We start from the raw sequence: 12535 nt of genomic DNA, 5'->3' as shown, positions 1-12535 counted from the left end.
GGTGGGGCTTCTGCCCTGACGCTCCGCCCTGGCGGGTGGAGCATGGCGCACGCCGTGTCCCCTAAGCCGTCAGGGCTTCCCCTTGAAGGTGACGGAGACCTGTTCAAAGCCCAGGGAACGCAGCAGATTCTCCAGCATGCTCCGGGTGTTGGACTCCGCGCGCCCCACCAGGTCGCTCTCCTCGGCCGCGTCCCCGATGTGCCGTGCGGCCAGCTTGCGCACCTCCTGCTCGTCGCCGGGGTTGTCGGAGAGGGCGTCACCGACGCGGTCGAGCAGCCCGCGCTCCCGCGCCACGACGTAACTGCGCTCCACGTCCAGGACGGGCTTCTTCAGATGCGCCCGCGGCAGCCGCAGCGTGGCGCCCTTGCGGTCCTCGGTGACCGCCACGGCGTCCTTCTCCAGGGCGCCCAGGTCGACGTACGCGCCGACGCTGCCGTTGCCGACGAACAGCGTCCGGTCGCCGCGCACCGCGTCGGGCAGGAACCGCGCGTCCTTGTCCAGGTCGACCACGACCTGGAAGTTGCCGGCGGCCGCCTCGTACCGGCTCATGTCCTGAACGGACTTCAGCACGGCGGGCCCCGTGCGGTCCTCGGTCTCCACCCCGAACGGGTTCTCCAGGCCCGGCAGCAGCCGCAGTTGCCCCGCGGCCACGATGAGGACCAGCAGGACGACGAGCGAGAGCGGGACGGTGATCCACCACGGCGGGCCCATGCGCGTACGGGGCGGGCGGCGTGGGGTGCGCGGGGATTCGGGGGGTTCGGGAGCCATGGGCCGGTGAGGGGGCTCCCGGGTCTCGGCCGGGGAGTTCCCCGAGCCGGTTGAGTCGTCGTGGGTGGCAGCATCGGACCGACGCGGTAATGCCATCTCGCAGGCACCTCCAGGGAGATGGGACCGTTCGGCGGTGCGTGTACCCCCCGTCCCCGCATCCATGAGGGCCCGTCCGGGACGCGGGGACGCGGGCGACGGGGTGCGGAGGCGTCGCGCCGGGTCCACGCTGAGGATGTACCTCGTACGGACGGAGGGGAGCCACCATGCTCAGCACGCGGTTCGCGCCGGGGGCGCCCAACTGGGTCGACCTCGGCACCCCGGATCTCGGGGCGGTCAGGGCGTACTACGGCGGACTCTTCGGCTGGGAGACCCAGGGCCACGGTCCGGAGGCGGGCGACTACGCGGAGTTCCTGCTCGACGGGCAGCGCATCGCCGGTGTCGGACCGCTGACGGAGCAGGGCGCGACGAGCGCGTGGACGGTGTACTTCCACACCACCGACGCCGACGCGACGGCGAAGACGGTCGAGCAGGCGGGCGGCACGGTGCGCCTCCCGCCGATGGACGTCTTCAGCGAGGGCAGGATGGCCGCGTTCACCGACCCCGCCGGGGCACGGTTCGCGTCCTGGCAGCCGCGCGACCACCCCGGCTTCCAGCGCGTCAACGCCCCGGGGACACTGTGCTGGACCGAGCTGCACACCCAGGAGCCGGACGCCTCGCGCGCGTTCTACGGGACGGTGTACGGCTGGCACGCCGAGGTGATGCCGTTCGCCGGCACCACGTACACCGTGCTGACCCTCGCGGACGGCGGGCGGGACACCTCGTTCGGCGGCATCATGCCGCTCGCGCCTCCGGCCGGGGTACCCGCGCACTGGCTGCCGTACTTCGAGGTGGAGGACTGCGATGTGACGGCGGCGCGGAGCGAGGCGCTGGGCGGCTCGATCGCGCTGCATCCCGTGGAGGCGGAGGGCGTGGGGCGCTTCGCGCGGCTCACCGATCCGTGCGGCGCCGACTTCGCGGTGATCACGAGCGCGACCTGACATCCCGCCCCTCGCCCGGCGCGGGCGGGGACGCTCAGCGCCGCTCCCGGCAACGGGACACTCAGCGCCCGCTCCCGGCGACGCGCACCTCGTGCGCGGCGCCGGGGGCGGCGAAGGCCAGCAGTCGCGCCCCCTCCGCCTCGACGCCCTCGTGCTCGGCGCTCGACACCCGCACGAACGGTTCGACGACCAGCACGGACACCGCACCGGCCCGCTCCTGCTCGATGCGCCAGACGCCCCGGATGAAGCCGTCGACCAGAAAGACGGGGAACGCCTGGTTGCCCTTCCAGGTGCGGTCGCGGAAGTCGTCCGCGACCACCCGCGTGCGGTCGTGGTGCGAGAGGAAGAGGTTGTCGAACTCGGGCAGGAACCGGACGGGGGCAGGCGTCTCCGGGTCCGGCAGCGGGCCGTCGGGCACGTCGTACAGCTCACCACCGCGGTCGTCGCGGAAGGTGCGCAGCCGCGGCCGCATGCGGTCCACGACCTCCCGCAGCCGGGTCAGCCCGCACCAGATCTGCATATCGCGCACGGACGCCGGGCCGAAGGCCGCCAGATAGCGCTCCAGCATCGCTTCCAGGGCCTCCGCGGACGGCGCGCCCGACGCCTCGCCGAGCCACTGCTCCACGGTGGTGTGCCGGGCGAGGCCACCCTGCCCCCACAGGCCGCGCGGCGGCACCTGGACGAGGGGCAGCAGGGCCCGTGCGGCCATCGAGAGGGTGAGCCGGTCCCGGTCCGGCCAGTGCTCGGCGAGCGCGGTGCCGAGCTCGCTGAACGTCAGCGGCCGCTCCTCCACCAGGGCCCGTGACACCTCGGCGAGCCTGACCAGGTCCACGCCCTCGGCCCGCTTGCGGAACGACCCGCGGAAGCGCCGCTCCTGCAGCTCCTGGAGCAGCGGCCGCAGGGCGAGGCAGTCCCGCGCGGTGACCAGGTGGAGGGTGGAGCGGTGGAGCGCGATGCGTGCGGTACGGCGGGAGGCGAGGAGGTCGGAGAGCTCCTCGGGGCGGAAGCCGGCGAGGCGGGCGTGGAGCGCGTAGTACGGGACCTTGGGGACCTGGGCATGGACGCCGACGAGGTGCTCGACGGCGTCGGCCGGGGACATCCGGGTCCGGCGGAGCAGAAGCTGGCGGTCGAGGAACGCCCGGTTGAGGGCCCGGGTGGTCAGGGCGGCGGGCGCGGCGGTGCCGGTGCGCTTCGTCATGACGACCACGCTAGGCAGTCCTGCGGACAGCTTCTGTCCGCAGGGGACACGGTGCCCGCCGCAGGGGACACGGTGCTCGCTACTCGCCGATACGGACGGCGGCGAGCGTGATGTTGTCGGGTCCGCCCGCGTCCATGGCGGCCTTCCACAGCTCGAACGCGGCCCTGCCATCGGCGTGTTCGCGCAGCACGCGCTCGATCCCCTCGTCCGGCAGCGGGTCCGTCAGCCCGTCCGAACAGATCAGGTGCCGGGTACCGGCGGAGAGCGGCTCGCTGGAGACGTGCGGGTCGACCGGGCTGAAGTCGGGGGTGCCGCCGAGCGTCTGCGTGACGATGGTCGTGGTGCGCTGTCCCGGGGCGAGCGGCGGGTTGTCGTCCACGCTCAGCTCCCGCAGCCGCGGCTTGCCGCCGCCGTCCGCGGCGCCGTCCCCCGCGGCGCCCTCCCCGTCCGTGTCCTCGTCGGCGTCGGCGTCGGCGTCGGCGTCGGCGTCGGCGTCGGCGTCGGCGTCGGCCAGGGCGTAGACGCGACTGTCCCCCACGTTGAAGCAGATGACCCGCTCCTCGGTGACGACGAGCCCGGCGACGGTCGTCCCCATCATGATCAGGTCGGGGTCGTCGTCCGCGGCCGCGTAGACCGCCCGGTTGCAGCCCTCCAGCGCGTCGCGTACCGCTTCCTCGCTGTCCAGGTCCGGCCCGATCCGCGAGAGGCGGCGCGCGACCATGGCGCTGGCCACCTCGCCCGCCGGGTGCCCGCCGAGCCCGTCGGCGACCGCGACGACCAGCGGGGTGCCGAGCGGGAAGAGCAGGGTCTGCGGGCTCTCGGTGACCGTGCTGCACAGCGTCCAGGGACCGACGACGAGGCTGTCCTCGTTGCGGTCGCGCACCAGCCCGATGTGGCTCAGCGCGCTCACGACGACGTAGGCCATGGCAGGTCATCGCCTCCCCGACGGGTCCGGCACGCTTCTCCTCCATTGTGCGGCCCGCACCGGCGACCCGCGCGGACGGGCCGGGCCGGGCCGAGCGGGCGGTCCGGGGCCGAGCGGGCGGGCGCGCCCTCAGACCCACTCCCAGCGCATGGAGTGGAATCCGGGCGCGGGGTTCTGGACGACCAGGTGCGTACGGCCCGAGCTGCTGATCCACACCGGGTCGACGCTCGGCAGCGGGGCCATGACCGACGGGCCGGCGCAGCGGTGGCAGCGGACGGGGACGGCGGCCTGGTCGAAGGCGACCTCGAGGGTGTAGAGGCTGGCGGTGGCGCGGAATCCGCGGCCGCACTCGTGGGACGGGGCGCCCGTCTTCCGGTACGTGAGCCGGTACTCGATCACCGATGTCTCTCCCTCGGCGAGCACTTGGTCGAGGAAGAGCTCGGTCGCGGCGATCGGCACCGCGAGGTCCGCGCGGACGCGGCCGGGGCGGGCGTTGCGCACGTCGCTCAGCTCGGGGAGTCCGCGGGCGGGGTCGTCGCCGCGCGTGATGATCAGGCAGCGGTCCACGCGTTCGCGTTCGGCCCGCAGCACCAGGGTCGTACGGCAGCCCGACTCGGCGCCGTTCGCGTCGAGTTCGAAGCGGTCGTGGGCGGCGAGGCGGGTGAGGCCGTCGTCGGCGGAGGCCATATCGCCCAGGAGCCCGGGCAGGCTCTCGTACCCCTGCCAGAGGCGTGCGGTCTCCAGCACGTCCAGCTCGCGGTTGGTCCAGCGGCCGCGCGGGCGCTGAGGGCCGATCAGCGAGACGAGCGCGTCGGTCGGAACCTCCAGCAGCTCTTCGAGCAGCCGGACCGCCTGGCGCGAGCGCGGGCGCTCGGGGCGGCTGCGGCCACGCCGCCAGTAGCTGAGGGTCGTGACGCTGACCTCGACGCCGCGGAGGGCGAGGCGGTGTTGAATACGGTCCAGACTCAGACCACTTGCTCGGATCGCACTGTCGAGGGCGGCTTCGAAGGGCCCGTTGCGCAGTGCGTCCATCAGATCGGCGGGCACGGCCCGCGAACCGGCTACCACGATCACCTCCGGGCCAACGTGGTCACTCTGTGAACAGTTTTGACCATAGCTTCCGTGTCCGTGGGTGTCGCCCCTGGTGAGCAAATGTCATGCCCTTTTCACAGACATCCTCAATTAACAGAGTTCGGATCTCGTTGACCGGGAGTTGTCCCGAGGAGCACGCTCCCGCTCCATGAAGAGACCCCTTCTCGTGGGATCCCTGGCGCTTGCCGCCGGCGGTCTCCTGATATCCCTGGCGGGAATCCCCGCCTCCGCGGCCGAGGACCCCCGGCCGTCCCCACCGAAGGCGAGCACGAGCGAGGCACTGCGGGACGCCAAGCAGGCGGCGGCCGACCATCCCCGTGCGGTCAGGGCGAGTTCGTTCGACACGTTCTCCTCCCAGGCCGTACGCATCGACAAGGACGGCACGCGCCACGTCCACCTCGACCGCACCTACCGCGGCCTTCCGGTGCTCGGCGGCGACGTCGTCGTCCACTCGGCGCCCGACGGCAATCTGCGCGAGACCAGCCTGACCCTGAAGTCGCCCCTGTCGCTGTCGACCGACGCGAAGGTGAGCGCGAAGAAGGCCGAAAGGACCGCCGAGAGGCGGTTCAAGGCCAAGCGCGGCACCACGCACACGACGTCCTCGAAACTGGTCGTCGACGCCCTCTCCGGCAAGCCCCGCCTCGTCTGGCAGGTCGTCGTCGACGGCATCGCGCCCGACCAGTCCCCCAGCCACCTCAACACCCTGGTCGACGCGGAGACCGGCAAGACGGTCCGCAGCTGGAACGACTTCCACACCGCCGACGGCACCGGCCACGGCTTCCAGGTCGGCGACGTGACGGTCGGCACCACCGCCGTCTCCGGCGGCTACCAGCTCAAGGACGGCGCGCGGGGCAACGGCGAGACGCGTGACGCCCAGAACCTCACCGCGCCGGGCGACATCCCGCCCGCCGGCTGGGGCAAGGCGTTCACCGACACGGACAACGTGTGGGGCAACGGCGAGCTCACCGACCGCGCCACCACCGCCGTCGACGCCCACTACGGCATCCAGCAGACGTGGGACTACTTCAAGTCCGTGCACGGCCGCAACGGCATCAAGAACGACGGCGTCGGCGCCCGATCCTTCGTCCACTACGGGCAGAACTACGACAACGCCGGCTGGGACGACACCAGCTTCAGCATGATCTACGGCGACGGTGCCCCCGGGCAGAAGCCGTTCACCCAACTCGACGTCGCCGGCCACGAGATGAGCCACGGCGTCACCTCGGCCACCGCCGACCTGGTCTACGAGGGCGAGTCCGGCGGACTGAACGAGTCCACCAGCGACATCTTCGGCACCCTGGTCGAGTTCGACGCCGACAACCCCGAGGACGCCCCCGACTACCTCATCGGCGAGAAGATCGACATCCGCGGCGACGGCACCCCGCTGCGCTGGATGGACGACCCGAAGAAGGACGGCGTCTCGCAGAGCTGCTGGACCAGCAACACCAAGAACCTGGACCCGCACTTCTCCTCGGGCGTCGGCAACCACTTCTTCTACCTGCTCGCCGCCGGCTCCGGCTCATCGAGCTGGGGCAACAGCCCGACCTGCAACGGCTCCAGCGTTACGGGGATCGGCAACGCCGACGCGGGCAAGATCTGGTACCGCACGCTCACCACGTACCTGACCTCCGGCAGCACCTACGCGGAGGCACGCACCGGCAGCATCAAGGCCGCCATCGACCTCTACGGCGCGAGCAGCACCCAGTGCGCGGCCGTGGAGAAGGCATGGAGCGGCGTGGCCGTCGCCGCGACCGCCACGACCTGCGGCACCACCACGCCCGGCGGCTCCAACCTGCTGAAGAACCCCGGCTTCGAGTCGGGGGCGACGAACTGGAGCGCCAGCAGCGGTGTGATCACCAACAGCGCCGACGGGGCTCCGTTCGCGGGCTCGTACTACGCCTGGCTGAACGGCTACGGCAGCGCGCACACCGACACGCTCTCCCAGTCGGTGGCCGTCCCGTCCTCGGGTTCGCCGAAGCTCGGCTTCCACCTCGCCATCGACACGGCGGAGACCGGCTCGACGGCGTACGACACGCTCAAGGCCCAGGTCGTCTCGGGCAGCACGACGACCACCCTGGCCACGTACTCCAACACCACGCCGAGCGGCTACACCCAACGGACGCTTGACCTGTCCGCGTACAAGGGCAAGACGGTGACGATCAAGTTCACCGGCACGGAGGACGGGTCGAAGGCGACCAGCTTCCTGATCGACGACACGGCGGTGACCACGGGCTGACCGTGCCACCCCTGGGCGGCTGAACTCCCCGCGTCGGCCGCGGCCCGGGCGGGTGCCACCGGCACCCGCCCGGGCCTTCGCCGTACGGGCGGGCTTTCGCAGTACCGGGCGGGCCATCGCCGCACGGGCGAGCCACCGCTGTGCGACCGGGCCTTCGCCGTACGGGCGGGCCATCGCCATCGGACCGGGCCGTCGCTGCGCGGTTCGCGGAGTCTGCCGTCGACGGGGCGTCCTGCTCGGGCGCCTGGTGGGGCACCGCGCCGCGTCGCCCGGGCCGGCCGCGTACGCCCGGTACGCGGCCGATCCTCCGTCTGCGATCCCCGCAACCGCCGGGCGCTGCCCCTGCACCGGAGCCTGCTCGCGGTCAACACCCCTGTGACGCCCCCTTTGACGCCCCCCGTGACGGTCCTAGGCCGCTGCCTCCGGGGCCAACTGGTCGGCGAGCCACGTCGGTACGCCCCCCAGCAGACGGAACAGCCGTCCCGCCTCCTCCCGCAGCCTCGACGCCTCCGGCTCCGGCTCGGCGCCGGCCAGCGCCACGAGCGCCGGGGCCGTGCCGATGAGGTATCCCAGCTCCTCGCGGATGCGCAGCGACTCCGCGAACCCGTGCCGGGCCTCGGCCAGTTCGCCGTCGCGCAGCGCCAGTCCGGCCAGATGTCGGTAGGTGAAGGAGCACAGCAGCATGTCGCCCCGCGCGGTGGCCCCCGCGTGCGCGCGGCGGTAGGCGGCCTCGGCGGACTGCGGGCTGTCCGCGAGATGCTCGGCGACCAGGCCGCGCCGGAAGTCCAGCAGCGGGCGGCCGGCGGCCGAGGGCGCGAGCAGGGCGGCCGACCTGCCGAGCGCCGCGCGGGCCTCGTCGGCACGGTCGCGGACGCCGAGGACCGTGGCCGCGTACGCCAGGTGCCCCCGCTCGCAGGCGGCCGCGCCGCGCTCGTCGTCCGAGCTCGCCAGCGCCTCCGCGGCGCGAAGTGCGTCCTCCGCCTCGGACCAGCCGGCAGCGGTGAACAGACAGCGCTCGCCCAGCAGGGCGGCGCGCTGCAAAGCCACGGCCGGGTCGTGAGCCGCGTGCGGGGCGAGCAGCCCCGCCGCGTCGTCCCAGCAGCCGCGGGAGCGCAGCCGCCATACGGCGATGCTGCGCGGATGCTGCGCGTGCTCCCGGTCGGCCGCATCGGGCCTTCCCGGTGGTCCCGAACGTCCTGAACGTGACATGGCGGTATCCGCCACATTCCCTCCCCAAGCGCACCGTCGAGCCGGAAGTCTGGGCGCATCTCAGCACGGATTCCGCGGCGGTGGATAGGGGATGGGTGAATCCGTTCACAATCTTGTGAGGACGCCGGACTCGCATCGCCCGTACGAGCGACAGGCGTTCCGGCCATCGCAGGGCGGGAGTTCAGGCCAAGCGGCGGACTCGGCACCGCAGCGGTGCACGGAACCGAGGGGCCTCGGTGCCCGCCTCGGACCTCGGCCCTCAAGCCTCGGTGTCTTGCGGTGTCTTGCGCTGTCTTGAGCATCGGTGACGTGGGCCGGGCCCAAGGCTCAGGGCCTGGGGCATTGGCCTGGGGCCTCCGGCGGGGCTCTCACCGGAGGCCGGGGCTCTCACCGGATGCCGTAGCGGACGCCCGCGCCGGGGTGCCGTGGACCGCCCGTGCCCGGGTGGTGACGACCGCGCGGGGTGCCGGAGCCGGGCGGTCCGGCTGCCCGGAGCTCTCCGGTGGCACCTTCCTGCGGTTTCCGAACGCCCCCTGTGCGCCACCCGTTCGAGGGGCGTTCTCGGGCGGCACTCGCGCCCCGCCGCCGCTCAACTCATGCGCAGCGCCAGGAAGAAGTCCAGCTTGTCCTCGAGCCGCGAAAGGTCACGCCCCGTCAGTTGCTCGATCCGCCCGATGCGATACCGCAACGTGTTGACATGCAGATGCAGCCGCCCGGCACACCGCGTCCACGAACCGTCGCTGTCGAGGAACGCCTCCAGCGTCGGGATCAGCTCGGCCCGGTGCCTGCGGTCGTAGTCCCGCAGCGGGTCCAGCAGGCGCGCGGTAAACGCCCGGCGGACGTCGTCGGGGACGAACGGCAGCAGCAGCACGTGCGAGGCCAGCTCCTGATGCCCGGCCGCGCACACCCGTCCCGTACGCGCCGCCGCGACCCGTCGCGCGTGGCGCGCCTCCTCCAGCGCCCCGCGCAGTCCTTCGGCGGAGTGGACGACCGCGCTGACCCCGATCGTCAGCCGGCCGTCGCCGTCCAGTCCGCGCCCGAGCGGTTCGGCGACCGCCGCCAGCAACTCCTCGGCCCGCAGCCCCTGGACCTGCCCGTCCTCGCCGTCGGGCAGCGACGGCAGCGGCACCAGCGCGACGGCCTCCTCCCCCGCGTGCGCGACCGCGATACGGTCCGACGGCTCGGGGCCGCCGGACTGCGGGTCCACGAGGATCTCCTCCAGCAGCGCCTGGGTGATCGGGCCGCTGTCGAGGCCGGAGTCCTCCCACTCGACCCGGGCCACCACGACCTGCCAGTGCGGCGCGGCGCCCAGGCCGGGCAGCAGGACGGGCGCGGCGACCCGCAGCCGGGCGGCGACCTCGGCGGGTGGCGCGGCGGTCTGCACCAGCTCCAGGACCTCCTGCGCCAGCCGGCGGCGTACCGTACGGGCCGCGTCGCGGCGCTCCCGCTCCACCGCGATGAGCTGGGTGACGCCCTGCAACAGGTCGAGCCGCTCGGCGGGCCAGTCCCCGGCGTCGGCTTCGACCGCCAGCAGCCAGTCCGAGAGCACGGTCTCCCGTATGTCCGCCGCCACGGTGCGGCCGGCCCCCGCGCCGGGGCGGCTGCCCGAGCTGCGGATGGGGAACAGCGAGTACGTCCCGGCCTGCGTGACCAGCCGGTACGGGCCGCGGCGCCCGCTGCGCACCGCCGCCAGGTGCTCTCCGGCCAGCGCCGGGCGCAGCGGGACGGGCAGGGTGGCCGAGCCGTCGGTACCGGCTCCGGCGATCCGCCGGCCGGTGGGCGAGAGGACCCAGGCGCGCAGGTCGAGGTCGCTGCCGAGCAGGTCGAGGACCACCTCGGGGCCGCCGCCCGCGGGGCCCGCGGTCATCAGCTTGCGGTGCCGTTCCACGACCGCGGCGAGGTCGCCCGCCCGCTCGCCGGAGACCTGGCGCACCACGTGTTCGGTGATCGAGGCGAAGGACACCGCCTCGTCCACGGCGAACAGCGGCAGCCGGTGCCGGGCACAGGCCACGACCAGGTCTTTCGGTACGGAGCCGAACTCCGCTTCGCCTGCCGCGAGCCCGCTGACGCCGTTCTGCACGAGGATGCGGACGAACGGCTCGGAGTCCTGGGGTCTGCGGTGCCAGGCGAGGCCGGTGAGCACCAGCTCGCCGCCCGACAGATAGCGGCTGGGGTCGCGCAGGTCCGTGGTCATCACGCCGCGCACGGTGCGGTCCAGCTCGTCCTCGCCGGCCAGCAGCCGCAGGCCCAGGGTGCCGGTCTCCAGCAGTGCGCGCAGCCGCATCTCCTCGCCGCCGATCCTCATCTGTGGTCCACGGTCCCGTGCGGGTTCCGCGGCCCCCGGACGGTCCCTCCGGGACGATGCCGCGAGATCTCCCGCCCCCGTCTTTCGTTCGAATCTACAAGACGGGGGCCGCGCCCACCCAACCGCTTCATGGTTTTGGTGACTGCACCCGGCCGGGTGCAGGTCGGTGTACTGGCTCCACGGCGCGTGAACAGGACATGAACAACCAGCCGGGACGCGGTCCTTCCCGACCTCCCGTCCTCGCCGCTGGTCCTGCCCCGACCCACTTTTTCCAGAAGAGGCCCCTCATGGACTTCCTTCGCCCCGCAAGCTGGGAGGAGGCGCTCGCCGCGAAGGCCGAGCACCCGACGGCTGTTCCCATCGCGGGCGGCACCGACGTCATGGTCGAGATCAACTTCGACCATCGCAGGCCCGAGTACCTGCTCGACCTGAACCGCATCGCCGAGCTGCGGGAGTGGGAGGTCGGCGAGGACACCGTACGGCTCGGCGCCTCCGTTCCGTACACGCGGATCATGGAGGACCTGAGGGGCGAGCTGCCGGGTCTCGCGCTCGCCTCGCACACCGTGGCCTCGCCGCAGATCCGCAACCGTGGCGGCGTGGGCGGCAACCTCGGCACGGCCTCTCCGGCCGGTGACGCGCACCCGGCGCTGCTCGCCGCGGGCGCCGAGGTCGAGGTCGCCTCCGTGCGCGGCACACGCCGTATCCCGATCGACGACTTCTTCACCGGCGTGAAGCGCAACGCGCTCGAGGCCGACGAGCTGATCCGCCGCGTGCACATCGAGAAGGCGGACGGGCCGCAGGCGTTCTCCAAGGTCGGCACCCGCAATGCGATGGTCATCGCCGTCTGCGCCTTCGGCCTGGCCCTGCACCCCGAGTCGCGGACCGTGCGCACCGGCATCGGCTCGGCCGCGCCCACGCCCGTACGTGCCCGCGAGGCCGAGGAGTTCCTCGCCGCGGCTCTGGAGGAGGGCGGCTTCTGGGAGAACGGCCGGACGATCACCCCGTCCGTCGCCCGGCAGTTCGCGGAGCTGTGCTCGGCGGCCTGCAACCCCATCGACGACGTGCGCGGCAGCGCGAAGTACCGACGCCACGCGGTCGCGGTCATGGCCCGCCGCACCCTGGGCTGGACCTGGGACGAGTACCGCGGCAACGAGAGGACACAGCGATGCGCGTGAACTTCCGCGTGAACGGCCGCCCATATGAGGCCGACGACGTGTGGGAGGGCGAGAGCCTGCTGTACGTGCTGCGCGAGCGCATGGGCCTCCCCGGCTCCAAGAACGCCTGCGAGCAGGGCGAGTGCGGCTCCTGCACGGTCCGCCTCGACGGTGTGCCCGTCTGCTCCTGCCTGGTCGCCGCCGGTCAGGTCGAGGGCCGCGAGGTCGTGACCGTCGAGGGCCTGGCCGACTACGCCAGGGAGCGCGCCGAGGGCGGTTGTGCATCGAGCGCCTGCGGTACGAGTGTGGATCGGGCCAAGCGATGGCAGCCCGCGCCCGCCGACTCGCAGACCGGCGGAGCGGCCGAGCTCTCCCCCGTCCAGCAGGCGTTCATCGACGCCGGTGCCGTCCAGTGCGGCTTCTGCACGCCCGGACTGCTCGTGGCCGCCGACGAGTTGCTGGAGCGCAACGCCGAGCCGTCGGACGCGGACATCCGCGAGGCCCTGTCGGGCAACCTGTGCCGCTGCACGGGCTACGAGAAGATCCTCGACGCGGTCCGCCTCGCGGCCGCCCGCGGCGAGGCCGAGACCGCGGACAAGGGGGCCTGACCG

The 12535-nt window shown here is 73.0% G+C and carries 10 protein-coding genes; 4 read left to right on the top strand and 6 right to left on the bottom strand.

Features of this window, described 5'->3' with window-relative positions; genetic code table 11:
* Positions 1–69: 69 nt before the first annotated feature.
* Complete coding sequence (locus ACGFNH_RS13315) at positions 70–768, bottom strand: DUF4230 domain-containing protein (RefSeq protein ID WP_393653200.1); 699 nt, start codon at positions 766–768, stop codon at positions 70–72.
* A 263-nt stretch (positions 769–1031) separates the two neighbouring features.
* On the opposite strand from ACGFNH_RS13315, the gene ACGFNH_RS13310 reads away from it, so the two are divergent.
* On the top strand, positions 1032–1805 hold the full coding sequence (locus ACGFNH_RS13310; protein ID WP_393653199.1) for a VOC family protein: 774 nt from the start codon (positions 1032–1034) through the stop codon (positions 1803–1805).
* A gap of 61 nt (positions 1806–1866) precedes the next feature.
* Here ACGFNH_RS13310 and ACGFNH_RS13305 read toward each other — a convergent pair whose 3' ends face one another.
* The 3 genes from ACGFNH_RS13305 to ACGFNH_RS13295 all read right to left on the bottom strand — a co-directional run bounded on the left by ACGFNH_RS13305 (position 1867) and on the right by ACGFNH_RS13295 (position 4996).
* A complete protein-coding gene (locus tag ACGFNH_RS13305; RefSeq protein WP_393653198.1) occupies positions 1867–3003 on the bottom strand; it encodes a winged helix DNA-binding domain-containing protein in 1137 nt (378 codons plus the stop codon).
* Positions 3004–3082: 79 nt separating this feature from the next.
* Positions 3083–3928, bottom strand: a complete 846-nt coding sequence (locus ACGFNH_RS13300; protein WP_393653197.1) for a PP2C family protein-serine/threonine phosphatase — start codon at positions 3926–3928, stop codon at positions 3083–3085.
* 129 nt (positions 3929–4057) lie between these two features.
* The gene (locus tag ACGFNH_RS13295; protein WP_393653196.1) at positions 4058–4996 is read right to left on the bottom strand and encodes a hypothetical protein; all 939 of its coding nucleotides are present in this window, start codon (positions 4994–4996) and stop codon (positions 4058–4060) included.
* Between the two features lie 172 nt (positions 4997–5168).
* Here ACGFNH_RS13295 and ACGFNH_RS13290 point away from each other — a divergent pair, with 172 nt between their 5' ends.
* Positions 5169–7256: a M4 family metallopeptidase gene (locus ACGFNH_RS13290; RefSeq protein WP_393653195.1), complete on the top strand. Its 2088-nt coding sequence runs from the start codon at positions 5169–5171 to the stop codon at positions 7254–7256.
* Between the two features lie 408 nt (positions 7257–7664).
* Here the strand turns inward: ACGFNH_RS13290 and ACGFNH_RS13285 are convergent, their stop codons facing one another.
* Positions 7665–8465 (bottom strand): hypothetical protein, encoded by an 801-nt coding sequence (locus tag ACGFNH_RS13285; RefSeq protein WP_393653194.1) that lies wholly within the window; start codon positions 8463–8465, stop codon positions 7665–7667.
* Between the two features lie 589 nt (positions 8466–9054).
* Positions 9055–10749, bottom strand: a complete 1695-nt coding sequence (locus ACGFNH_RS13280; RefSeq protein WP_393653562.1) for a PucR family transcriptional regulator — start codon at positions 10747–10749, stop codon at positions 9055–9057.
* 308 nt (positions 10750–11057) lie between these two features.
* Here ACGFNH_RS13280 and ACGFNH_RS13275 point away from each other — a divergent pair, with 308 nt between their 5' ends.
* A complete protein-coding gene (locus ACGFNH_RS13275) occupies positions 11058–11945 on the top strand; it encodes an FAD binding domain-containing protein (RefSeq protein WP_393653193.1) in 888 nt (295 codons plus the stop codon).
* Complete coding sequence (locus ACGFNH_RS13270) at positions 11936–12532, top strand: (2Fe-2S)-binding protein (protein ID WP_393653192.1); 597 nt, start codon at positions 11936–11938, stop codon at positions 12530–12532. The genes ACGFNH_RS13275 and ACGFNH_RS13270 overlap by 10 nt, the downstream gene beginning before the upstream one ends.
* Positions 12533–12535: the final 3 nt, after the last annotated feature.

This window comes from Streptomyces sp. NPDC048639 (assembly GCF_043199075.1).
In the GTDB taxonomy this organism is placed as follows: Bacteria; Actinomycetota; Actinomycetes; order Streptomycetales; family Streptomycetaceae; genus Streptomyces.
The sequence above is the reverse complement of the archived record's forward strand: the minus strand, read 5'-3'. Positions and strand labels throughout refer to the sequence as shown.

Coding starts and splice junctions, on each gene's coding strand:
- ACGFNH_RS13315 (WP_393653200.1), bottom strand. CDS start 768: ATGGCTCCCGAACCCCCCGAATCCCCGCGCACCCCACGCCGCCCGCCC.
- ACGFNH_RS13310 (WP_393653199.1), top strand. CDS start 1,032: ATGCTCAGCACGCGGTTCGCGCCGGGGGCGCCCAACTGGGTCGACCTC.
- ACGFNH_RS13305 (WP_393653198.1), bottom strand. CDS start 3,003: ATGACGAAGCGCACCGGCACCGCCGCGCCCGCCGCCCTGACCACCCGG.
- ACGFNH_RS13300 (WP_393653197.1), bottom strand. CDS start 3,928: ATGGCCTACGTCGTCGTGAGCGCGCTGAGCCACATCGGGCTGGTGCGC.
- ACGFNH_RS13290 (WP_393653195.1), top strand. CDS start 5,169: ATGAAGAGACCCCTTCTCGTGGGATCCCTGGCGCTTGCCGCCGGCGGT.
- ACGFNH_RS13285 (WP_393653194.1), bottom strand. CDS start 8,465: ATGTCACGTTCAGGACGTTCGGGACCACCGGGAAGGCCCGATGCGGCC.
- ACGFNH_RS13280 (WP_393653562.1), bottom strand. CDS start 10,749: ATGCGGCTGCGCGCACTGCTGGAGACCGGCACCCTGGGCCTGCGGCTG.
- ACGFNH_RS13275 (WP_393653193.1), top strand. CDS start 11,058: ATGGACTTCCTTCGCCCCGCAAGCTGGGAGGAGGCGCTCGCCGCGAAG.
- ACGFNH_RS13270 (WP_393653192.1), top strand. CDS start 11,936: ATGCGCGTGAACTTCCGCGTGAACGGCCGCCCATATGAGGCCGACGAC.